General features: G+C 38.8%; 24 protein-coding genes and 1 tRNA gene. 17 read left to right on the forward strand and 8 right to left on the reverse strand.

Features of this window, described 5'->3' with window-relative positions:
• The first annotated feature begins 110 nt into the window (after positions 1-110).
• From AYS37_RS03630 to egtV, 7 genes are all read left to right on the forward strand, one after another.
• Complete coding sequence (locus tag AYS37_RS03630) at positions 111-728, forward strand: MBL fold metallo-hydrolase (RefSeq protein ID WP_000698738.1); 618 nt, start codon at positions 111-113, stop codon at positions 726-728.
• Entirely contained in the window at positions 729-1,496 is a 768-nt protein-coding gene (locus AYS37_RS03635; protein WP_000952579.1) for a HesA/MoeB/ThiF family protein, read from the forward strand.
• A 15-nt stretch (positions 1,497-1,511) separates the two neighbouring features.
• Entirely contained in the window at positions 1,512-2,285 is a 774-nt protein-coding gene (gene motA, locus AYS37_RS03640) for a flagellar motor stator protein MotA (RefSeq protein WP_000366185.1), read from the forward strand.
• A 2-nt stretch (positions 2,286-2,287) separates the two neighbouring features.
• Positions 2,288-3,061: a flagellar motor protein MotB gene (gene motB, locus AYS37_RS03645; RefSeq protein ID WP_001085358.1), complete on the forward strand. Its 774-nt coding sequence runs from the start codon at positions 2,288-2,290 to the stop codon at positions 3,059-3,061.
• 5 nt (positions 3,062-3,066) lie between these two features.
• Entirely contained in the window at positions 3,067-3,504 is a 438-nt protein-coding gene (locus AYS37_RS03650; protein ID WP_000802458.1) for a hypothetical protein, read from the forward strand.
• A 69-nt stretch (positions 3,505-3,573) separates the two neighbouring features.
• Positions 3,574-5,235, forward strand: coding sequence for an ergothioneine transport permease/ergothioneine binding protein EgtU (gene egtU, locus AYS37_RS03655; RefSeq protein WP_000901295.1), 1,662 nt, complete (start codon positions 3,574-3,576; stop codon positions 5,233-5,235).
• Positions 5,236-5,238: 3 nt separating this feature from the next.
• Entirely contained in the window at positions 5,239-5,880 is a 642-nt protein-coding gene (gene egtV / locus AYS37_RS03660) for an ergothioneine transport ATP-binding protein EgtV (RefSeq protein WP_000659457.1), read from the forward strand.
• Between the two features lie 11 nt (positions 5,881-5,891).
• Here the strand turns inward: egtV and AYS37_RS03665 are convergent, their stop codons facing one another.
• Positions 5,892-6,071 (reverse strand): hypothetical protein, encoded by a 180-nt coding sequence (locus AYS37_RS03665; RefSeq protein WP_001874585.1) that lies wholly within the window; start codon positions 6,069-6,071, stop codon positions 5,892-5,894.
• Here AYS37_RS03665 and AYS37_RS03670 point away from each other — a divergent pair.
• From AYS37_RS03670 to AYS37_RS03700, 7 genes are all read left to right on the forward strand, one after another.
• Positions 6,063-6,524 (forward strand): hypothetical protein, encoded by a 462-nt coding sequence (locus AYS37_RS03670; RefSeq protein ID WP_000437180.1) that lies wholly within the window; start codon positions 6,063-6,065, stop codon positions 6,522-6,524. The genes AYS37_RS03665 and AYS37_RS03670 overlap by 9 nt on opposite strands.
• A complete protein-coding gene (uvrC, locus tag AYS37_RS03675) occupies positions 6,525-8,309 on the forward strand; it encodes an excinuclease ABC subunit UvrC (protein ID WP_000774331.1) in 1,785 nt (594 codons plus the stop codon).
• Positions 8,310-8,319: 10 nt separating this feature from the next.
• Positions 8,320-9,585, forward strand: a complete 1,266-nt coding sequence (locus AYS37_RS03680) for a homoserine dehydrogenase (RefSeq protein WP_000746738.1) — start codon at positions 8,320-8,322, stop codon at positions 9,583-9,585.
• The gene (locus AYS37_RS03685; RefSeq protein ID WP_001210427.1) at positions 9,586-9,930 is read left to right on the forward strand and encodes a YraN family protein; all 345 of its coding nucleotides are present in this window, start codon (positions 9,586-9,588) and stop codon (positions 9,928-9,930) included.
• Positions 9,931-10,018: 88 nt separating this feature from the next.
• The gene (gene trxA / locus AYS37_RS03690) at positions 10,019-10,339 is read left to right on the forward strand and encodes a thioredoxin (RefSeq protein WP_000020199.1); all 321 of its coding nucleotides are present in this window, start codon (positions 10,019-10,021) and stop codon (positions 10,337-10,339) included.
• Between the two features lie 4 nt (positions 10,340-10,343).
• Positions 10,344-11,279 carry a thioredoxin-disulfide reductase gene (gene trxB, locus AYS37_RS03695; RefSeq protein WP_000564430.1) on the forward strand — a complete coding sequence of 312 codons (936 nt, stop codon included), beginning with the start codon at positions 10,344-10,346 and terminating at the stop codon, positions 11,277-11,279.
• A 372-nt stretch (positions 11,280-11,651) separates the two neighbouring features.
• The gene (locus AYS37_RS03700; protein WP_000557933.1) at positions 11,652-12,464 is read left to right on the forward strand and encodes a glycosyltransferase family 25 protein; all 813 of its coding nucleotides are present in this window, start codon (positions 11,652-11,654) and stop codon (positions 12,462-12,464) included.
• 253 nt (positions 12,465-12,717) lie between these two features.
• Here AYS37_RS03700 and AYS37_RS03705 read toward each other — a convergent pair whose 3' ends face one another.
• From AYS37_RS03705 to AYS37_RS03735, 7 genes are all read right to left on the reverse strand, one after another.
• Positions 12,718-12,966 (reverse strand): RNA-binding protein, encoded by a 249-nt coding sequence (locus AYS37_RS03705; RefSeq protein WP_000790557.1) that lies wholly within the window; start codon positions 12,964-12,966, stop codon positions 12,718-12,720.
• Positions 12,967-13,282: 316 nt separating this feature from the next.
• Positions 13,283-13,963, reverse strand: a complete 681-nt coding sequence (locus AYS37_RS03710; protein WP_000401209.1) for a F0F1 ATP synthase subunit A — start codon at positions 13,961-13,963, stop codon at positions 13,283-13,285.
• A 121-nt stretch (positions 13,964-14,084) separates the two neighbouring features.
• Positions 14,085-15,530, reverse strand: a complete 1,446-nt coding sequence (guaB, locus tag AYS37_RS03715; RefSeq protein WP_001221685.1) for an IMP dehydrogenase — start codon at positions 15,528-15,530, stop codon at positions 14,085-14,087.
• A 9-nt stretch (positions 15,531-15,539) separates the two neighbouring features.
• Positions 15,540-16,901 carry an Asp-tRNA(Asn)/Glu-tRNA(Gln) amidotransferase subunit GatA gene (gene gatA, locus AYS37_RS03720; RefSeq protein ID WP_000631466.1) on the reverse strand — a complete coding sequence of 454 codons (1,362 nt, stop codon included), beginning with the start codon at positions 16,899-16,901 and terminating at the stop codon, positions 15,540-15,542.
• A gap of 57 nt (positions 16,902-16,958) precedes the next feature.
• The gene (gene coaE / locus AYS37_RS03725) at positions 16,959-17,549 is read right to left on the reverse strand and encodes a dephospho-CoA kinase (RefSeq protein WP_000601267.1); all 591 of its coding nucleotides are present in this window, start codon (positions 17,547-17,549) and stop codon (positions 16,959-16,961) included.
• 1 nt (position 17,550) lies between these two features.
• Positions 17,551-18,339, reverse strand: coding sequence for a spermidine synthase (locus AYS37_RS03730; protein ID WP_000265116.1), 789 nt, complete (start codon positions 18,337-18,339; stop codon positions 17,551-17,553).
• Positions 18,340-18,425: 86 nt separating this feature from the next.
• Complete coding sequence (locus AYS37_RS03735; protein ID WP_000480317.1) at positions 18,426-19,304, reverse strand: hypothetical protein; 879 nt, start codon at positions 19,302-19,304, stop codon at positions 18,426-18,428.
• A gap of 76 nt (positions 19,305-19,380) precedes the next feature.
• Here AYS37_RS03735 and der point away from each other — a divergent pair, with 76 nt between their 5' ends.
• From der to AYS37_RS03750, 3 genes are all read left to right on the forward strand, one after another.
• Complete coding sequence (gene der, locus AYS37_RS03740; RefSeq protein ID WP_001098221.1) at positions 19,381-20,769, forward strand: ribosome biogenesis GTPase Der; 1,389 nt, start codon at positions 19,381-19,383, stop codon at positions 20,767-20,769.
• Between the two features lie 140 nt (positions 20,770-20,909).
• Entirely contained in the window at positions 20,910-21,194 is a 285-nt protein-coding gene (locus AYS37_RS03745) for an HU family DNA-binding protein (RefSeq protein WP_001029090.1), read from the forward strand.
• A 60-nt stretch (positions 21,195-21,254) separates the two neighbouring features.
• Positions 21,255-21,331 (forward strand) — tRNA-Arg (locus tag AYS37_RS03750).
• The last annotated feature ends 541 nt before the right edge of the window (positions 21,332-21,872 follow it).

Raw genomic sequence — 21,872 nt, forward strand, 5'->3', positions numbered from 1 at the left:
CAATAAACCAACAATAATAGAAGCGCTATTCTAGTCAAAATCGCCTTATTTTTGCGCTATGATATTATAATTATAATGACTTTTAGGCTAGTTTGAAGGGAGTTTGGAGTGTGAAAATTTTAAGGCGAGAGTGTGGGGCAGTGGAAGAAAACGCTTATATTGTGAAGCTTTCTAGTGGGATAGATTTTATTATCGATCCCGGATTTTCTAGCAGCGAATGGGTGTTGGAAAACGCCAAAAACCCTAAGGCGATTTTAATCACGCATGGGCATTATGATCATGTATGGGATAGCGCTCAATTGTCAAAAGCCCTTAAAGACACCCCCATTTACGCCCCAAAAGACGATGTGTTCATGTTAGAAAATGATATTTTCCATTTGGGCATGCCGGTTTTTAGCCCCAATTTTAGCGTGCCTTGCAATAAGAGTTGCACCACTTTAGAGATAGCAAACACCACCATTAAATACTGGCATTTTCCCGGACACACGCCCGGTTGCTCTATCATAGAAATTGAAGGGGTGATTTTTAGCGGGGATTTTATCTTTTATCGCAGCATTGGCCGTTACGATTTCCCTTATTCTAATGAAAAAGACATGAAAGAGTCCCTGTTAAGGTTTCAAAATTTAGATTTTTCTAAAGACATAGAGATTTATCCAGGGCATGGGGATAAGACGAGTTTTTTTGCTGAAAGAGAGCATTCTAAAATTTGGGTTTCAAGGATGGCTTAATTGTTAAGCCGGCTAGAAAAAGAGCGTTATTTGTGCCATATCATGCTAGAAGATGTGGGCGAAGAAGGCCAATTGAAGCTTTTAAAATCTAGCGTTTTAGTCATTGGAGCCGGAGGGCTTGGATCAGCGGTTTTGATGTATCTGTGCGCTGCTGGGATAGGAAAAATAGGCATTGTGGATTTTGATGTGGTAGATGTGAGTAATTTGCAACGCCAAATTATCCATTCACAGGATTTTTTAAACCATTCTAAAACCTCTAGCGCGAAAGCCCGCTTAAAGCAACTCAATGCTGGTATTGAAATAGAAACCTTTGAAGAACGCTTTAAGGCCCATAACGCTCTTCCTCTCATAGAGCCTTACGATTTTATCATAGACGCTACAGACAATTTTAACGCTAAATTTTTGATCAATGACGCTTGCGTGTTGGCCCAAAAACCCTATTCGCATGCCGGGGTTTTAAAATACAGGGGGCAAAGCATGAGCGTTTTACCACATAGCGCATGCTTAGCGTGCGTTTTTGATAAGCCCCCTAAAAAGGGATTAAATCCTATTTCAGGGCTTTTTGGGGTCTTACCTGGGGTTTTAGGGTGTATCCAAGCGAGCGAATGCCTTAAATATTTTTTAGGGTTTGAAACTTTACTTATAAATACTTTACTTATAGCCGATATTAAAACGATGGATTTTAAAAAAATTCAAGCACCCAAAAACCCTGAATGTAGGGTTTGTGGCACGCATAAAATCACGCATTTACAGGATTATGAAATTTAGATTAAGGGGTAAGTTTTGGATCTATCAACCATATTAGGCTTGGTATTGGCGGTCGCTTCTATTTCGTTAGGCGATATTTTAGAAGATGGTAACCCGTTGCACATTATCCATTTGAGTTCAGTCATTATCATCGTGCCTACTTCGCTTTTTGCCGCCATGACAGGCACGCATGCTCGTTACGTGAAAGCCGCTTACAAAGAGATAAAAATTGTTTTTTTAAACCCTAAAATCAATTTGAACGAAACCATTAAAAATTTAGTGGAATTAGCCACTTTAGCCAGAAAAGATGGGGTGTTGAGTTTAGAGGGGCGAGTGGCGCAAATTGAAGACGATTTCACCCGTAACGGCTTGTCTATGATCATAGATGGCAAGGATTTAAAATCCGTTAAGGAAAGCTTAGAAATCAGCATTGAAGAAATGGAAGAGTATTACCACGGCGCCGCTCATTACTGGGAGACTGCCGGTGAGACCGCTCCTACTATGGGGTTAGTGGGGGCGGTTATGGGGCTTATGTTGGCCTTGCAAAAACTAGACAACCCGGCTGAAATGGCAGCAGGGATCGCTGGGGCTTTTACGGCTACTGTTACAGGGATTATGTGTTCTTATGCAATTTTTGGCCCTTTTGGGCATAAGCTTAAGGCTAAATCTAAAGACATTATCAAAGAAAAAACCGTTCTTTTAGAGGGGATTTTAGGCATCGCTAATGGGGAAAATCCAAGGGATTTAGAAAACAAACTCTTAAACTATATCGCTCCCGGTGAGCCTAAAAAATCTCAATTTGAGGGCTAAACATGGCTAAGAAAAACAAACCCACCGAATGCCCCGCTGGCGAAAAATGGGCGGTTCCTTATGCGGACTTTTTGTCGTTGTTGCTCGCGCTTTTTATCGCTCTTTATGCCATTTCAGCGGTCAATAAATCCAAAGTGGAAGCCTTAAAAACCGAATTTATTAAGATTTTTAATTACGCCCCCAAGCCAGAGGCGATGCAGCCGGTTGTAGTGATCCCCCCTGATTCAGGAAAAGAAGAAGAGCAAATGGCGAGCGAAAGCTCCAAACCGGCTTCGCAAAATACCGAAACAAAAGCCACTATCGCTCGCAAAGGCGAAGGCAGTGTTTTAGAGCAAATTGATCAAGGCTCTGTTTTAAAACTCCCCTCTAGTTTGTTGTTTGAAAACGCTACATCAGACGCTATCAATCAAGACATGATGCTCTATATTGAACGGATCGCTAAAATCATTCAAAAACTCCCTAAAAGGGTGCATATTAATGTGAGAGGTTTTACAGACAACACGCCTTTAACTAAAACCCGTTTTAAAAGCCATTATGAATTAGCCGCCAATCGCGCTTATAGGGTGATGAAAGTCCTTATACAATACGGCGTGGATCCTAACCAATTGTCTTTTTCTTCTTATGGCTCTACCAACCCTATCGCACCTAATGATTCCCTAGAAAACAGAATGAAAAACAATCGTGTGGAAATCTTTTTTTCAACCGATGCGAACGATTTGAGCAAGATCCATTCTATTTTAGATGAAGAATTCAATCCCCACAAACAGCAAGAATGAATCGCATGAAACCAATTTTTTTGTTAATCTTTTTGTTGTTAGCGAGCCTTATTGCTAGAGAGAAGGACGCTTCTTCAAACCTTTTTGATTTGATTGATAAAGGGATCAACAGAGAACAAGAACTAAAAGAGCAGGAGCAAAAAACGCGCTTGAAACTGGCTCAAAGCCCTTTAGTGGCGTTAGAGATTGTCCCCCAAGAAACGCCCTATTTAGAATGGCAAGGAGCTAGGGAGTCGTATTATTTAAAAGTGAGCGCTGTAGTGGAAAGCGTGGTTATTTTAAAGATTGACATCAATCAAGGGCGTTCTTGCTCGCTCTACCCCACGCCTAAAAGCGTTTCTTTAGTGAGGAATCAAAGCGTAGCCTATGAAATTTTATGCGAAAACCAACCCCTATGGATAGAAGTGAGCACCAATTTAGGCAAACGCACCTTTCAGTTTTAACCTACAACCAACATTAAAGAATGCCTTTAGCATTTTAAAACCCCTTTATTCAAATAAAGTTTGGTTATAATGCTAGGCATGGGCGTTTTTAAACAATTGATCAAAGAATTGTATGAATGGTTGCTCCATTTTGTAGATGTGGCTACGCAGCATTTAGTTGCCATAGTATTAAAAATAAGCGTGGTAAAATATTTGATAAAAGAATTTCATGATCGCTTCATTTATTTTATAGACTTGATCGCGCAGCATTTTATCATCGTTGCGCTTTCTAGTTTTCTCGTGTTGGTGTTTGGGGTTTTGATTGGGGTTTTTGTGTTTTATAACTCAAAGGCTAGGGCTTTTTTGCTCCCTGTGGTGAATTTTCTCTACACCATCCCATCGCTGGCGTTATTCGCGTTATTCATTCCTGTGATTGGGGTGGGGTTAAAAAACGCGCTTTTAGTGTTGGTCTTATACGGCTTATTACCCATTGTCCATAGCACTTATAACGCTTTAAAAGAAGTGCGAGAAGAGGTCATTAAGGCCGCTATTGGGCTAGGGTGTAACCCCAAAGAGTTGTTTTTTAGGGTGCACTTCTTGCTCGCTATCCCCCAAATTTTAGCGGGCTTAAGGATTGCGGTGGTGATGTTAGTGGCGATGGCTGGGATTGGGGCGCTCATTGGGGCTGGGGGTTTGGGGCAGGCGATTTTTAGAGGGCTAAACACGCAAAACACCACGCTTTTAGTGGCGGGCAGTTTGATCATAGCTCTTTTTAGTGTTTTAGCGGATAAATTTGTGAGCGTCTTTCAGCATGAAAACGCCTTGCAACGCCTATTTTCTCAAAACGCCACCCAAAAACAAAAAAGAAGAGTTTATCTTAATTTAGCGGTGTTTCTTTTTTTATTGCTAGCGAGCGCTTTATGGCTCATTCCTAGAAACGCCATAGAAGAAAAGCCCTTAGTCGTGGCGACAAAACCTAACAGCGAGCAGTATATTTTGGGCGAAATTTTAAGCCTTTTGTTAGAAAAACACCACATTCCTATCAAGCGGGCGTTTGGCATTGGTGGGGGGACGATGAATATCCATCCGGCATTGATTAGGGGCGATTTTGATTTGTATGTGGAATATACCGGCACCGCTTGGGTGAACACGCTCAAAAACCCTTTGACTCAAAAAGTGGATTTTGAAACGATTAAAAAGCGTTATGAGAAGGAATTTAATCTTTTGTGGGTGGGGCTTTTGGGCTTTAATAACACCTATTCTTTAGCGATTTCTAAAGAAGACGCTCAAAAATACGCGATTGAAACTTTCAGCGATTTAGCCTTTCATAGCCCCAATTTTGATTTTGGAGCGGAGTTTGACTTTTTTGAAAGAGAGGACGCTTTTAAGGGCTTAGTGAAAGCTTACCGCTTTCATTTTAGAAGTTTGCATGAAATGGATATTAATTTGCGTTATAAAAGTTTTGAATCCCATAAAATCAACGCTTTAGATGTCTTCACCACAGACGCTCAAATCAAAGAATTGGATTTAAAGGTGCTTAGGGACGATAAAGGGTTTTTCCCTAATTATCAGGCCGGTATTGTTATAAGAAAAGAAACTATAAAAAAGTATCCTGAAGCACTAGAAATCTTAGAAAAATTGGATTCAAAAATTAGCGATGAGACGATGCAGGATTTAAACTATCAGGTGGAAGTGTTGAAAAAAAGCCCTAAAATCGTAGCTAAAGATTTTTTAGAAAGATTAGGGTTATAAAGCATGAAAGAAATCGTTACAATAGAGAATGTGTCTTTTAACTACCACAATCGCACTATTTTTAAGGATTTTAATTTAAGCATTGAAAAAGGGGATTTTTTATGCGTTTTAGGGGAGAGCGGGAGCGGTAAAAGCACGCTTTTAGGCTTGATTTTAGGGCTTTTAAAACCTAATCTTGGGAGCGTTAAAATCTTTAATGAGACCCTTTCAAACAACGCTTTTTTACGCCAAAAAATAGGCTATATCGCTCAAGGCAATTCCTTATTTTCTCATTTAAACGCTCTACAGAACATGACTTTTTGCCTTAATTTACAAGGCATAAACAAACAAGCCGCTCAAAAAGAGGCCAAAGCCTTAGCGTTAAAAATGGGGTTAGAGGAGAGCCTTATGGATAAATTCCCCAATGAATTGAGTGGGGGGCAAGCCCAAAGAGTGGGCATTATTAGGGGGATTATCCACAGGCCAGAACTCATTTTATTAGACGAGCCTTTTAGCGCTTTAGATAGTTTTAATCGTAAGAATTTGCAAGATCTCATCAAAGAGATACACCAAAATTCTTGCGCTACTTTCATTATGGTAACGCATGATGAGGAAGAGGCGCAAAAGTTAGCCACAAAAACCCTAGAAATCAAAGCCCTTAAATAAGGGCAATGATTTTAAGGCTGATTTAAAAATTCTGGCGTGGTGTTGTTGGTGGGCGTTTGCATAGAAGAATTAGAGCTGTTTGAAGTTTTTTTAGCGGGTTTTTCGTTGAATGGAGGGGCTTTATAGCCACAAGCTTGAATCGTTAGCGCCACAAGCGTTAAAAAGCATGTTAAGATCAGTTTATGGAACAAAATATTTTCTCCTTACTCATTCAAAAAAAGTCTTATAAAAAGCTTGAAACTCTTTTGAAACTCAAAAAGCTTAAGGTTTTTATGCCTTTAAGTTTACAAGAAAATTTGCTTTTTATCTTTATAAAAGACTCTAAATTGCTTTTTGCGTTTAAAGATCTTTGGGCTTCTAAAGAATTTAACCAGCGATTCGCTAAAGAAATCAGCCATTTTTTGAACACGCAAGGGCATGCTTATGGGTTTGACGGGTTGAATGGGTTAGAAATTTTAGGTTATGTGCCTAAAGACGCGCTAAAAAAAGCCAATTTTTATGCCCCCATTAAAAAACAAGCCCGTTTTTTTCGCCCTAGTGCTTTAGGGTTGTTCCATAACCCCATTAAAGACGCTCGTTTGCATGAATGTTTTGAAAAAGCGCGCGCTTTGATCCACTACCAACGAAGTTTTTTTGAGAAATGAATGGCTGATTTATTGTCCAGTTTGAAAAACCTTCCTAATAGCAGTGGCGTGTATCAATATTTTGATAAAAACCGCCAATTACTCTATATCGGTAAAGCGAAAAACTTAAAAAAGCGCATCAAAAGCTATTTTTCCATCCGTAATAATGAAATCACGCCCAATCCTCGTGCAAGCTTACGCATCCAAATGATGGTCAAACAAATCGCTTTTTTAGAAACCATTTTAGTGGAAAACGAGCAAGACGCTTTGATTTTGGAAAATTCTTTAATCAAGCAGCTCAAGCCCAAATACAACATTCTTTTAAGAGACGATAAAACTTACCCTTATATTTACATGGATTTTTCTACTGATTTCCCTATCCCTTTAATCACACGAAAAATTTTAAAACAGCCTGGCGTTAAATATTTTGGCCCTTTTACGAGCGGGGCTAAGGATATTTTAGACAGCTTGTATGAATTGCTCCCGTTGGTTCAAAAGAAAAATTGCATCAAAGATAAAAAGGCATGCATGTTTTATCAAATAGAGCGTTGCAAAGCCCCATGCGAGGATAAAATCACCAAAGAAGAGTATTCAAAAATCGCTAAAGAATGTTTAGAAATGATTGAAAATAAAGACAGGCTCATCAAAGAGCTTGAATTGAAAATGGAGTGCCTTTCTAACAATTTGCGTTTTGAAGAAGCCCTAATTTACAGAGACAGAATTGCAAAAATCCAAAAAATCGCCCCCTTCACTTGCATGGATTTAGCCAAACTCTACGATTTGGATATTTTTGCTTTTTATGGCGCAAGCAATAAGGCGGTGTTAGTGAAAATGTTTATGCGTGGGGGTAAAATCATTTCTTCTGCGTTTGAAAAAATCCACTCCCTTAATGGGTTTGACACCGATGAAGCGATGAAACAAGCCATTATCAACCATTACCAATCGCATTTGCCTTTGATGCCTGAACAGATCTTATTGAGTGCTTGCTCTAATGAAACGCTTAAAGAATTGCAAGAATTTATCTCCCATCAATACTCTAAAAAAATCGCTCTTAGCATTCCTAAAAAAGGCGACAAGCTCGCTTTAATAGAAATCGCTATGAAAAACGCTCAAGAGATTTTTAGCCAAGAAAAAACCTCTAATGAAGATCTGATTTTAGAAGAAGCGCGATCGCTTTTCAATTTAGAATGCGTGCCTTATAGGGTGGAAATCTTTGACACAAGCCACCATTCAAATAGCCAATGCGTGGGGGGAATGGTCGTGTATGAAAACAATGCATTTCAAAAAGACTCTTATCGGCGCTACCATTTAAAAGGCTCTAACGAATACGATCAAATGAGCGAATTGCTCACTAGAAGGGCTTTAGACTTTGCCAAAGAGCCACCGCCTAATTTGTGGGTAATAGATGGAGGGAGGGCGCAATTAAACATCGCTTTAGAAATTTTAAAAAGCAGCGGGAGTTTTGTAGAAGTGATCGCTATTTCTAAAGAAAAAAGGGATTCTAAAGCTTATCGCTCTAAAGGGGGCGCTAAAGACATCATCCATACGCCTAGCAATACTTTTAAATTGCTCCCTAGCGACAAACGCTTGCAATGGGTGCAAAAATTGCGCGATGAAAGCCACCGGTATGCGATAAACTTCCATAGATCCACTAAACTTAAAAACATGAAACAAATCGCTCTTTTAAAAGAAAAGGGTATAGGAGAAGCCAGCGTGAAAAAATTGTTGGATTATTTTGGGAGTTTTGAAGCGATAGAAAAAGCGAGCGAGCAGGAAAAAAACGCCGTTTTAAAAAAACGAATTTAAAGGAAAAGGCATGAAAAAAAGATTGAATATAGGGCTTGTGGGTTTAGGGTGTGTGGGGAGCGCGGTCGCTAAAATCTTACAAGAAAATCAAGAAATCATTAAAGACAGGGCCGGCGTGGAAATTAAAATTAAAAAAGCGGTGGTGCGAGACGTGAAAAAGCACGAAGGCTATGCTTTTGAAATCAGTGATGATTTAGAAAGCTTGATAGAAGATGAAGAAATTGATATTATCGTGGAGCTTATGGGTGGGGTGGAAGCGCCTTATCTTTTAGCTAAAAAAACTTTAGCCAAACAAAAAGCCTTCGTTACAGCCAATAAAGCCATGTTAGCGTACCACCGCTATGAATTAGAGCAAATCGCTAAAAACACCCCCATAGGCTTTGAAGCGAGCGTGTGTGGAGGTATCCCTATTATCAAGGCTTTAAAAGACGGCTTGAGCGCCAATCACATCCTTTCTTTTAAAGGGATTTTAAACGGCACGAGCAATTACATTTTAAGCCAGATGTTTAAAAATCAAGCGAGCTTTAAGGACGCCCTGAAAGACGCGCAGCATTTAGGCTATGCGGAATTGAACCCTGAATTTGACATTAAGGGCATTGATGCGGCGCACAAATTGTTGATTTTAGCGTCTTTAGCGTATGGCATTGATGCGAAATTAGAAGAAATCTTGATTGAAGGCATTGAAAAAATAGAGCCAGACGACATGGAGTTTGCTAAAGAGTTTGGTTATAGCATTAAACTTTTAGGCATCGCTAAAAAACACCAGGATTGCATTGAATTAAGAGTGCATCCAAGCATGATTAAAAATGAATGCATGCTCTCTAAAGTGGATGGGGTGATGAACGCTATCAGCGTTATAGGGGATAAGGTGGGCGAGACTTTGTATTATGGGGCTGGGGCTGGGGGAGAGCCTACCGCAAGCGCGGTCATTAGCGATATTATAGAAATCGCAAGGAAAAAAAGCTCTTTAATGCTAGGCTTTGAAACCCCTCAAAAACTCCCCCTAAAACCCAAAGAAGAAATCCAATGTGCTTATTATGCACGCTTGTTAGTGAGCGATGAAAAAGGGGTTTTTTCTCAAATCAGCGCGATTTTAGCTAAAAATGATATTTCACTCAACAATGTCTTGCAAAAAGAAATCCCGCATTCCAACAAGGCTAAAATCTTATTTTCCACGCACACCACCAACGAAAAATCTATGTTAAACGCCCTTAAAGAGCTTGAAAATCTACAAAGCGTGTTGGATACCCCTAAAATGATCCGTTTGGAAAATTGAATGCGTTTTTTCAATAATAAACATAGAGAAAAGGGCTTGAAGGCTGAAGAAGAGGCTTGCGAATTTTTAAAAACGCTGGGCTTTGAAATGGTGGAAAGGAACTTCTTTTCACAATTTGGCGAAATTGATATTATCGCTTTGAAAAAAGGGGTTTTGCATTTCATTGAAGTCAAAAGCGGGGAAAATTTTGATCCCATTTATGCGATCACGCCGAGCAAATTAAAAAAGATGATTAAAACGATCCGCTGTTATTTTTCCCAAAAAGATCCCAATAGCGATTTTTGCATTGACGCTATTATTGTGAAAAATGGTAAATTTGAGCTTTTAGAAAATATCACTTTTTAGATTTTTATCCAAAACCCATGCGTTTTCATTAACATTCTTAAGCTAATATAATTCTCGTTAATCAAAATCATATATTTAGGAGTAACTAATGAGTCACTATATTGAATTAACTGAAGAAAATTTTGAAAGCACCATTAAAAAAGGGGTTGCGTTAGTGGATTTTTGGGCGCCATGGTGTGGTCCTTGTAAGATGCTATCCCCTGTGATTGATGAATTAGCTAGCGAATATGAAGGTAAGGCTAAGATTTGTAAAGTCAATACCGATGAGCAAGAAGAATTGAGCGCGAAATTTGGTATTAGAAGCATTCCTACGCTTTTATTCACAAAAGATGGCGAAGTCGTTCATCAGTTGGTGGGCGTGCAAACTAAAGTTGCTTTAAAAGAGCAATTGAACAAACTTTTAGGCTAATAGCATGATAGATTGCGCGATTATTGGAGGTGGTCCTGCAGGTTTGAGTGCGGGGCTTTATGCCACTAGAGGCGGTGTTAAAAACGCCGTTTTATTTGAGAAAGGAATGCCTGGAGGGCAAATCACTGGCAGTAGTGAGATTGAAAACTATCCGGGCGTTAAGGAAGTGGTGAGCGGGTTGGATTTCATGCAACCATGGCAGGAGCAGTGTTTCCGCTTTGGCTTAAAGCATGAGATGACCGCTGTTCAAAGGGTTTCTAAAAAAGACTCTCATTTTGTTATTTTGGCAGAAGATGGCAAGACTTTTGAAGCTAAGAGCGTGATTATCGCTACCGGTGGTAGTCCTAAACGCACAGGAATCAAGGGCGAGTCAGAATATTGGGGTAAAGGCGTTAGCACTTGCGCGACATGCGATGGCTTCTTTTACAAAAATAAGGAAGTAGCGGTGCTTGGCGGGGGCGATACCGCCGTAGAAGAGGCGATTTATTTAGCCAACATCTGCAAAAAAGTCTATCTTATCCACAGAAGAGATGGTTTTAGGTGTGCACCTATCACTTTAGAGCATGCTAAAAACAATGATAAGATTGAGTTTTTAACCCCTTATGTGGTAGAAGAAATCAAGGGCGATGCTTCTGGCGTGTCTTCTTTAAGCATTAAAAACACAGCCACTAATGAAACAAGAGAATTGGTCGTGCCGGGGTTTTTTATTTTTGTGGGTTATGATGTGAATAACGCCGTGTTGAAACAAGAAGATAACTCCATGCTATGCAAATGCGATGAATACGGATCTATTGTCGTGGATTTTTCCATGAAAACGAACGTTCAAGGCTTGTTTGCGGCAGGAGATATTCGCATTTTTGCCCCTAAACAAGTGGTTTGTGCTGCAAGCGATGGCGCTACGGCAGCCTTAAGTGTGATTTCTTATTTAGAACACCATTAAAATTATAGCTTATAACCCTAGATTTTAGGGTTATAAGTTCTCGCTTCAAACATTCATTGGATCTTCAAAACTTGTAAGGTATTTTAGGTTTTGTTATTTTAATCTTATTTTAGCCACAATGTCATTTCGTTCTCTTGCTTTGTTTTAATTAAATATTGATCACAAAATTTAAAAACGCTCAAAACATTTTTTACAATCAATATAATAAAAGAACTTGTTTGATCAGAAAAGCGCTCCTTAGGGGGTTGTGGGGATTTAGTTGGGGGTTGTAGGGAGGAGAACTATTTTAATACCCCCTATTCTCTTAAAAGTTTTATTGTAAAACAGAGCTTAAAACGATATACTCTATTAAAAATTATGGGAGTTTAAGCTTTGCATGTTTTTATCATTTCTTTAAATCAAAAAGTGTGCGATACATTTGGTTTGGTTTTTAGAGACACCACGACTTTACTCAATAGCATCAATGCCACCCACCACCAAGCGCAAATTTTTGATGCGATTTATTCTAAAACTTTTGAAGGCGGGTTGCACCCCTTAGTGAAAAAGCATTTACACCCTTATTTCATCACGAAAAATATCAAAGACATGGGGATTACAACCAATCTCATCAGTGAGGTTTCTAAGTTTTATTACGCTTTAAAATACCATGCGAAGTTTATGAGCTTGGGGGAGCTTGGGTGCTATGCGAGTCATTATTCCTTGTGGGAAAAATGCATAGAACTCAATGAAGCGATCTGTATTTTAGAAGACGATATAACCTTGAAAGAGGATTTTAAAGAGGGCTTAGATTTTTTAGAAAAACACATCCAAGAGTTAGGTTATATCCGCTTGATGCATTTATTGTATGATGCCAGTGTGAAAAGTGAGCCATTGAGCCATAAAAACTACGAGATACAAGAGCGTGTGGGGATCATTAAAGCTTATAGTCATGGGGTGGGGACTCAAGGCTATGTGATCACGCCCAAGATTGCCAAAGTTTTTTTGAAACACAGCCGAAAATGGGTTGTTCCTGTGGATACGATAATGGACGCTACTTTTATCCATGGCGTGAAAAATCTGGTGTTGCAACCTTTTGTGATCGCTGATGATGAGCAAATCTCTACGATAGCGCGAAAAGAAGAACCTTATAGCCCTAAAATCGCCTTAATGAGAGAACTCCATTTTAAATATTTGAAATATTGGTAGTTTGTATGACTCATAATAAAATTGTAAAAAATACTAAAGAGCGTTTTAAAGCTTTAGTTGTCCCTATTTGATTGGAATAATTTAATTAAAATAAGACTGATTTTTAATCGCTTTTAAAAATGGATTACAATCTTTAAATGGATTTCAAAAGAGTTTGTAGCCTCTTTTAGCTTCTATGCGCAATCTAAATAAGACGCATTAAAAGAATGAAACGCATTAGAAAATTATTTTCTAATTTTCTAATGCTTTAAGATTAAGACTTTTTAGGATTAGCTTCGGTTACCCTAATCGTTCTGCCCATAAAATCCGTATTATCCAATTTAGCAATCGCTTCACTAACGCCCTCTTCTTGCATCTCTACAAAGCCAAAACCTTTAGGTTTCTTCGTTTCTCTGTCATAAATCAGCTTGACATTAAAAACTTTGCCAAATTGACTGAAAAGCTCCTTGACTTGCTCGCTGGTAGCGCTATAAACCAAATTCCCTACATAAATGTTTTTCAAGATAAAATTCTCCGGTAAAAAAATGACAACATACCCATAAGAATATGAAAAAGTTATAAAAAAGTAACACTTCTAAAACCCAAACACATCCAAAACAGAAGTATGGTGGATTTTATCTAATGATTGCTTAAAAAATTATAAAAGCTATTAAAATTGGGTATTGATAATAAAATAGAACTTACACAAGCAAATTTTAAAAAGCGTTATCAAAGAATAAGGGGAACATGGTTTCAAAACCACCCCCCTATCCTTTTAAAAGCTTTACCATAAAACAAAGTTTAAAACACCATATCAAAGCCAAACAAGAACGCTTTATTTAATGCCCTTCATCGGTTAAAACAGCCCCTGCCAGATACACATAAGTGAGAATCATAAAAACAAAAGCTTGTAAAATCCCCATAAAAAACAAAACCATAAAGGGTGCTACAGGAACCGCCCAAGGCACTAATAAAAGCATGATGAGTAAGAACATGTCATCGCCCTTGATATTCCCAAACAAACGAAACGATAAAGACACGATCCTAGAAAAATGCGAGATGATCTCAATAGGGAACATGAAAGGGGCGAGCCATTTCACAGGGCCTGCAAAATGAGCGAAATACTTAAAAAAGCCCTGCACTCTAATGCCTTCAAAATGGTAATAAAAAAACACAATCAGCGCTAAAACCAGCGTAAAACTCCAGCTAGCTGTAGGGGATTCAAAACCAGGAATGATGCCTATCATGTTAGAAAAAAAGACATACAAAGCGATCGTGCCAGCTAGTGGGAAGTATTTGCGGGCTAATTCTTCGCCTATAATATCCTTAGCCACGCTCAAAATCGCGCTAATGATGCTCTCATACACATTCTGCAAACCCATAGGCACCATCTGCATTTTGCGCGACGCGCCAAGCGAAATGAAAAACATCAAAACCGCTGTCAAAACGACAAAAAACCCGGTGATAAAATCATGATTGGAGCTAAAAAAATTAGCAATAGTAAATACTCTGTGTTCCATGAAAAAGTTTCTCTAAGCCTTATTGAAAATTTCCTTAATTGTAGCAATTAAGTTTTAAAAACTCATTAAATCAAGCTTTTTAACGAGTTTTCTAACGATTTGTCTTGTTTTCTTTTACAATTCACCCATAATAATTAGGGGCTTCTTTAGTAATATCCACGCCATGCACATGGCTTTCTTTTAATCCTGCGCTAGTGATTTCTACAAATTCAGCGTTTTGATACAATTCCAAAATATTCTTCGCCCCCTGATACCCCATAGAAGAGCGCACGCCCCCTACTAATTGGAAAATCATATCCGAAACCTTACCACGATAAGGCACACGCCCCTCAATGCCTTCTGGGACTAATTTTTCACTCGCTACGCCCTCTTGAAAATATCTATCAGAGCTCCCTTTTGTCATAGCCCCAATGCTACCCATGCCCCTATAGCTTTTATATTGCCTCCCTTGGTAAATCATAAAATCCCCTGGAGATTCTTCTGTGCCAGCGAGTAAAGAGCCTATCATCACGCTTGATGCCCCCAAAGCTAAAGCCTTAGCCACATCGCCTGAATAGCGGATCCCTCCATCTGCAATCACAGGAATATCAAATTTAGACGCTACTTCTACGCAATTATCAATCGCGCTCACTTGGGGCATTCCCACTCCAGCCACAATCCTAGTGGTGCAAATGCTTCCTGGCCCAATACCCACTTTAACAGCGTCCGCTCCCGCGCTAATCAAATCGCTTGTGGCCTCTTTAGTCACCACATTCCCCACAATCACATCCACTACCAAGCTTTTTTTAATCTCTTCTAAAGTGTGTAAAATATTAGCTGAATGCCCATGCGCGCTGTCTAACACCAACGCATCTACCCCGGCTTTAACTAACATTTCAGCCCTATCCAACTGCCCCACTCCAATAGCCGCCCCCACTCTCAAGCGCCCAAAATCATCTTTATTGGCCTCAGGGTATTCAATGCGTTTTTGAATGTCCTTAATCGTGATTAAGCCTTTTAAAACATTATCTTTATCCACAATGGGCAATTTTTCAATCTTATGCTTGTGCATCAAATCGCTCGCTTCATCTAAACTAATGCCCACATGAGCGGTAACTAAAGGCATTTTAGTCATCACATCGCCCACTTTTTTACTCAAATCCGTTTCAAAGCGCACGTCTCTGTTGGTTAAAATCCCAATCAACAACCCCTTATCATCTACCACAGGCACGCCTGAAATCTTATAATTGTCCGCTATAGCCTTAGCGTCCGCTAGCGTCCTGTGCGCTTGGATAAAAATAGGATCATTAATCACCCCACTCTCACTTTTTTTAACCTTAGCGATCTCTTTGACTTGCGTTTGAATATCCATGTTTTTATGCACGATGCCAATACCCCCAAGGCGTGCCATAGCGATAGCGGTTTTATGCTCTGTAACCGTATCCATAGCCGCGCTAATAAAAGGGATATTCAAACCAATGTTTTTAGTTAAGCGAGACTTTAAGCTCACATCTTTAGGTAAAACGCTGGATTTTCTAGGCACCATCAACACGTCTTCAAAAGTCAAAGCCCTTTGTAAAATTCTCATTTTCTATCCTTAATCTAATTTTAAATCCAATTCTTGCTCTAAAGCGTAAGAAACGTCTAAAAGGCTTTGTTCATCAAAAGCCTTAGCAATGAATTGCATCCCTATGGGCAAGCCTAAAGGATCTTTAGCGACCGGCAAGGAAAGAGCCGGCAAACCGCTCAAATTCGCCCCAATCGTGTAAATATCGCTCAAATACATTTCTAAAGGGCTTGCATGGTAATTGAATAAATGAGCGCTCGTAGGGGCTACAGGGGTGAAAATCAAATCCACTTCTTCAAAAATCTTGTTGTATTGCTCTTTAATTATCAAACGCATTTGCTGGGCTTTCAAATAATAAGCGTCATAATACCCACTGCTTAAGACAAAATTCCCTAACATGATGCGCCGTTTCACCTCATCGCCAAAACCTTCACTGCGGCTTTTGAGATACAATTCTTTCAAATCTTTAATATTTTGAGCCCTCCTCCCATAACGCACCCCATCAAATCTGGCCAGATTCGAGCTCGCTTCAGCCATGCTGATAATATAATAGATAGAGATTTGATAATGCGAATCTAGCATCTTTTTTTCCACAATCTCATGCCCCATTTCTTTCAAGGCTTTAAGGGTGTTTTCATAAGCGAGTTGCACTTCATTGCTCGCGTCTTTAATGTGATCCCTTAAGATAGCAATCTTAAAGCGTTTGTCTCTGTTAAGGTTTTTAAAGGTTTGCGTGGGTTTGAGATTCGCACTCGTGGAATCCTTGCTATCATACCCACTAATTGCGTCAAATAAAATAGAAGCGTCTTCTACATTTTGCGTGATAGGCCCGATTTGATCAAAACTAGAACAATACGCGATCAAACCATAACGGCTCACCCTCCCATAAGTGGGCTTTAACCCCACGCACCCGCAATAGCTCGCCGGTTGCCTGATAGATCCGCCCGTATCGCTCCCTAAAGCCGCCACCGCTAAGCCCCCAGCTACCGCTGCCGCACTCCCTCCGCTGCTCCCTCCAGGCACTCTGTTTTTATCTCGTGGGTTTTTAGTGATCCCATAACAACTAGACTCTGTGGTGCTTCCCATCGCAAACTCGTCCATGTTAGAAAGCCCAAACCCTGCCATGCTGTTTTGGTGCAAATTTTCCATCACGCTCGCATGATAAGGGGCGACATAGCCTTCTAAAATCTTACTGGAGCAAGTGATTTCCCACCCCTTAACGCTGATATTGTCTTTAATGAGAATTGGCACCCCCTTAGCGCTAGCGCCATTAAGGCTAGGGGCTTTAATGTAAGCGTTCAAATCTGAAGCTCTAACCTTAGCGTCAATTTCGTTTTTAAGGGTTTCTAATTCATCTTGGGATAAAGAAAGGGCTTGTTTTAAAGTGATCATGTTTTAGCCTTACAAAAAATTTAATGGTAGTTTAACATGCTTACATATAAAACGAGCTTATAAGAGCGTTTTTAAAAAGCGTTCAACTTGCTTATTCAAATCTTTTAAACTAGAGCTGTTGTCTATAACATAATCGCTCATGGCACGTTTTTGCTCTATATCCATTTGACAAGCTAAGCGTTGCAAAATTTCAGATTCTTTGAGTTTGTCTCGCTCTAAAAGGCGCTCAATTTGTAAAACCCTAGGTGCATAGATTAACACCACCTTACTCACAGGATAGCGTTTTTTACCCCCCACTTCAAAAAACAAAGGGATGTCTAAAAAATACGCTTGATGATTTTTTTCTAATTCATAAGCTTTTTTAAGCATGCGTTCACGGATTAAGGGGTGTAAAAAATCCTCTAGCCATTTTAGTTTATTAGGGTCTTTAAACACGATCGCGCCAAGTTTTTTCCTGTTAAGAATATCTTTTTCTAAAATCTCTGATCCAAAATGTTGGGCGATTTTAAACCGGTGCTCTTGCAATAATTGATGAGCGATCTTATCCGCATCTAAAATTTCATAGCCTTGCGATTCCAATATTTTAATGGTGGTGCTTTTACCGGTGCCTATCCCCCCTGTGAGAGCGATAGCGTTTTTTAAGATCATTTTAAGATTTGATATTGTCTTTAAAGACTTCTTGTAAATTTTTAGGCAAAGCGAATGCGGCCCTATGAATGTCTTCGTTATAGTATCTCACGCTTTTTAGCGCTTCTATTTTTGGCGTCATTAGATCTTTTAAGGGGTGGGTTTTAAAAGAAGCGTAAATATAACCCTTATTGCTCAAAATCCTTAAAGGCGCTACAAAAGGCATGGCAACAGCAAAAAAGTCGCCCAAGTTTTTAAGGGCGTTTTGCATGCTCACATGCTCTAATAACGGGTGTTTGGCTACCGAAATAAACACCCCATCTTCTTTAAGCATTCTTTTTAAACCATCCACTTTATGAATATCCGGCTCTTGCAAGCAGAGAATCAAATCGTATTTTTTAATGTCTAAATCTAAGAGTTGTTTAGCGTGCGTGAAATTCTTGTTGTTTTTCACTTCATGGAAATGGGGGAAAAAACTAATGAAGCTATCCAAAATCTTTTCATCCGCTTGCACAAAATCTATATGCGTGTCGTATTTAAAAAGCTGGTGGGCTAATTCCAAATCAAACCCATCCACAATCAAAACTTCTTTAAGCTCTTTCTTGGTGCAACCCCCCATATGAGCGAGCAACTCGCTTTCAATATGCAAAAAATTCTTGAATAATAATTGGCGGTTAAGCATTGCAATTTCACCAAAATCCTTAGATTTAAAAATCTCTAAGATATTATGCTCGCTTCTAACATCTAATAATTTCGCTTCTATGGTGTATTCTTTACGCAAATACGGCGTGATTTCTTGGGTGATCCACATAAACATTCCTTACTTTTTAACAATATCCATGCCTTTGAAACGCTAACATGCTACCCAAAAAAATCTAAATTGTCGTAATAAACGCCCTAACTTTGGCATTCTAAAAAAAGTTCCGTATCGCTCTTAAAGCGCTCTTTTTTAAAATCCAAATCAATACTGATGGCTTTATGCTGGCTGTCTAATTTATCGGTTGAATGCTTTTTTAACACCATTTGACACTTTGAAACCTCAATGGCGTCTAAAGCCTTATTCTCTATCGTATAAACATTATCGCTCTTTTTTTCTAACAAAAACGATTCATAAAAAGGCCTTAAACTCAAATCGCTGTCATTGGTGGTATAAACATACGAAGAAATCTTGCCCTTAAATTGCGCGATTTGCGTTTTAGTGTCATTAAAAGTGAAAGTTTGGATCTGGCGATCTTTATCATTTTGATCTTTTAAAAAACGCTTCAAGGCTTTGGATTTGATTTCTATCAACCATTGATCCCCTTCTTTACTCATGATAATATCCCCGTTTTTTAGGGGGTAGAAATTTTGTTGGGAATATTCAATGAGTTTTGGATTTTTGGCTTTTCTTTTCGGTTTGTAAAGGAACGGGTTTTTTGTATCGTTATTGGCAGTGTTGTTATGGGGATCACTTGGGTATAAGGGCGGGTTTTTTTCATTATTATCGCTTGGCTCATTCAATAAAATCACAGAAGTTTCAGGGTTAAAAGAATTGTCTTCATCTTTAGTCAGTTGAAAAAAAGCGTTTCTTTCCTCTATAGGCTGATACACCATGTTTTGTAAAAAAATCGTTTCGCTAAAGACTTCATAATCCGAATCCACATAGCTAGGGCGTTGAGAGCCGTCATTTTCTTGTTCTTGGGCTTTTTTTTGCAATTTAATAAACCTCTCTTGCGAGCAAGCTAAAAAGCATATTAAAATCATTATTACCACGCCTATTTTTTTGACTAAAAACAATACTAGACCCTTATTTAAGCTTTAAATAACTATAATATTGTAATCTAATTTTGATTAAATTGAAGCGATAAAAAAGATGAATACAAGCTATAAAACTTTAAAAACCATTGCGATTTTAGGCCAACCTAATGTGGGGAAAAGCTCGTTATTTAACCGCTTAGCTAGAGAAAGGATCGCTATCACTTCAGATTTTGCAGGCACTACACGAGACATTAATAAACGAAAAATCGCATTGAATGGCCATGAAGTGGAGCTATTAGACACAGGAGGCATGGCTAAAGACACTCTTTTGTCTAAAGAAATCAAAGCCCTTAATTTAAAAGCCGCTCAAATGAGCGATTTGATTTTGTATGTTGTGGATGGCAAGTCTATCCCTAGCGATGAAGATCTTAAGCTTTTTAGAGAAGTTTTTAAGATCAACCCTAACTGCTTTTTAGTGATCAATAAAATTGATAACGACAAAGAAAAAGAGCGAGCTTATGCGTTTTCTTCTTTTGGCATTCCCAAGAGTTTTAACATCTCCGTTTCGCACAATAGGGGCATTAGCGCATTAATTGATGCGGTATTGAACGCGCTGAATTTAAACCAAATCATGGAGCAAGATTTAGATGCGGATATTTTAGAAAGCTTAGAAACCCCTAATAACGCTTTAGAAGAAACTAAAGAAGAAGAGATCATTCAAGTAGGCATCATTGGGAGGGTGAATGTGGGCAAAAGCTCGCTCTTAAACGCGCTCACGAAAAAAGAAAGGAGCCTTGTTTCTAGCGTGGCTGGCACGACCATTGACCCCATAGATGAAACCATTCTAATAGGCGATCAAAAAATCTGCTTTGTGGATACCGCTGGCATCAGGCATAGGGGTAAAATTTTAGGCATTGAAAAATACGCGCTAGAACGCACGCAAAAAGCCTTAGAAAAATCCCACATCGCGCTTTTAGTTTTAGACGTGAGCGCTCCTTTTGTGGAATTGGACGAAAAGATCAGCTCTTTAGCGGATAAACACTCTTTAGGCATCATTCTTATTTTAAACAAATGGGACATCCGCTACGCCCCTTATGAAGAGATCATGGCAACCTTAAAAAGGAAATTCCGCTTTTTAGAATACGCCCCTGTGATCACAACCAGCTGCTTAAAAGCGCGCCATATAGATGAAATCAAGCATAAAATCATAGAAGTCTATGAGTGTTTTTCCAAACGCATTCCCACGAGTTTGCTCAATAGCGTGATTTCTCAAGCCACCCAAAAACACCCCTTGCCAAGCGATGGCGGGAAATTAGTGAAAGTGTATTACGCCACGCAATTTGCCACCAAACCCCCTCAAATCTCTCTTATCATGAATCGCCCTAAAGCCTTGCATTTCAGTTACAAACGCTATTTGATCAACACCTTAAGGAAAGAATTTAATTTTTTAGGCACGCCTTTAATCCTTAACGCTAAAGATAAAAAGAGCGTCCAACAAAATTAAATTTTTTATGCATTAAACCCCCTTAAAAAAGCGTTTTTGCTTGATTTATCTTTAGGATTTGATTATAATTACCGCTCAATCAGTCAGGCTAAGCACTAAATCGCTTGGTTTTAGCATCTATTAGAAAAGGGGTTATCCACATGAACAAAGCGGAATTTATTGATTTGGTTAAAGAAGCGGGTAAATACAACAGCAAAAGAGAAGCCGAAGAAGCGATCAGTGCCTTTACTCTAGCGGTACAAACAGCTTTAAGCAAGGGTGAAAGCGTGGAGTTGGTTGGTTTTGGTAAATTTGAAACCGCAGAGCAAAAAGGCAAAGAAGGTAAAGTGCCAGGAAGCGATAAAACTTATAAAACCGAAGACAAACGAGTACCTAAATTCAAACCCGGCAAAATCCTTAAACAAAAAGTTGAAGAAGGCAAGTAATTCTGATCCACTCAGCAAGGGGCTTATCAGTTGGTAAGTTTCTTGCTTGCTTAATAAAATGTCCTTGTAGCTCAGCTGGATAGAGCGTATGATTCCTAATCGTAAGGTCGTGGGTTCGAATCCCGCCAAGGACACCATTCGCACTATTTCTACTACCATAGGGATTTAAAATAGTCGTTGTTTGTGTTTTTGATGAAAAAGGTTGGTAATTAAAAGAACTTAAAAACTCTTTTTGAATCATTTTAAAAATTTAACCTTATCCTTAAAAAGCACTCAAAAAAATATTTTATTTTTCATCTTATTTAAAAAATATTCAAAGCATTTTTTACAATTAAAAAGCTTGCGAAAAGCAAGCGATAACCTCTATAAAAACGCTCTTTAAGGGGTTTTTAGTTGTGGGTTGTAGGGGAGGATTTTTCAAAATGCCCCCTATCCTATTAAGAAAATGGGTTTAAAAATCAAACTTAAAAAATGAGTTTTATCGTAAAATAAAACCTCAAAACGATACAATCAAGCCATTAAAATCCCTTTTTTAAAAAATTGAGTGATCCCTATTAAAAATTTTAGGAAAGCCAAAAACAAATCATAATCCCCTAGATCTTAAATTAAAACCCACTAGCCTTATAAGCTTAAATAAGAATATCCGCATGACAAATCCATTCAAAAATGATATAATAG

Source organism: Helicobacter pylori NQ4053, assembly GCF_000274605.1.
GTDB lineage: Bacteria > Campylobacterota > Campylobacteria > Campylobacterales > Helicobacteraceae > Helicobacter > Helicobacter pylori_CV.

Bases quoted from the DNA above. Each gene is read 5' to 3' on its own strand.
- motB (WP_001085358.1), top strand. From the start codon at position 2,288: ATGGCTAAGAAAAACAAACCCACCGAATGCCCCGCTGGCGAAAAATGG.
- AYS37_RS03650 (WP_000802458.1), top strand. From the start codon at position 3,067: ATGAAACCAATTTTTTTGTTAATCTTTTTGTTGTTAGCGAGCCTTATT.
- egtU (WP_000901295.1), top strand. From the start codon at position 3,574: ATGCTAGGCATGGGCGTTTTTAAACAATTGATCAAAGAATTGTATGAA.
- egtV (WP_000659457.1), top strand. From the start codon at position 5,239: ATGAAAGAAATCGTTACAATAGAGAATGTGTCTTTTAACTACCACAAT.
- AYS37_RS03670 (WP_000437180.1), top strand. From the start codon at position 6,063: ATGGAACAAAATATTTTCTCCTTACTCATTCAAAAAAAGTCTTATAAA.
- uvrC (WP_000774331.1), top strand. From the start codon at position 6,525: ATGGCTGATTTATTGTCCAGTTTGAAAAACCTTCCTAATAGCAGTGGC.
- AYS37_RS03680 (WP_000746738.1), top strand. From the start codon at position 8,320: ATGAAAAAAAGATTGAATATAGGGCTTGTGGGTTTAGGGTGTGTGGGG.
- AYS37_RS03685 (WP_001210427.1), top strand. From the start codon at position 9,586: ATGCGTTTTTTCAATAATAAACATAGAGAAAAGGGCTTGAAGGCTGAA.
- trxA (WP_000020199.1), top strand. From the start codon at position 10,019: ATGAGTCACTATATTGAATTAACTGAAGAAAATTTTGAAAGCACCATT.
- trxB (WP_000564430.1), top strand. From the start codon at position 10,344: ATGATAGATTGCGCGATTATTGGAGGTGGTCCTGCAGGTTTGAGTGCG.
- AYS37_RS03710 (WP_000401209.1), bottom strand. From the start codon at position 13,963: ATGGAACACAGAGTATTTACTATTGCTAATTTTTTTAGCTCCAATCAT.
- guaB (WP_001221685.1), bottom strand. From the start codon at position 15,530: ATGAGAATTTTACAAAGGGCTTTGACTTTTGAAGACGTGTTGATGGTG.
- gatA (WP_000631466.1), bottom strand. From the start codon at position 16,901: ATGATCACTTTAAAACAAGCCCTTTCTTTATCCCAAGATGAATTAGAA.
- coaE (WP_000601267.1), bottom strand. From the start codon at position 17,549: ATGATCTTAAAAAACGCTATCGCTCTCACAGGGGGGATAGGCACCGGT.
- AYS37_RS03730 (WP_000265116.1), bottom strand. From the start codon at position 18,339: ATGTGGATCACCCAAGAAATCACGCCGTATTTGCGTAAAGAATACACC.
- der (WP_001098221.1), top strand. From the start codon at position 19,381: ATGAATACAAGCTATAAAACTTTAAAAACCATTGCGATTTTAGGCCAA.
- AYS37_RS03745 (WP_001029090.1), top strand. From the start codon at position 20,910: ATGAACAAAGCGGAATTTATTGATTTGGTTAAAGAAGCGGGTAAATAC.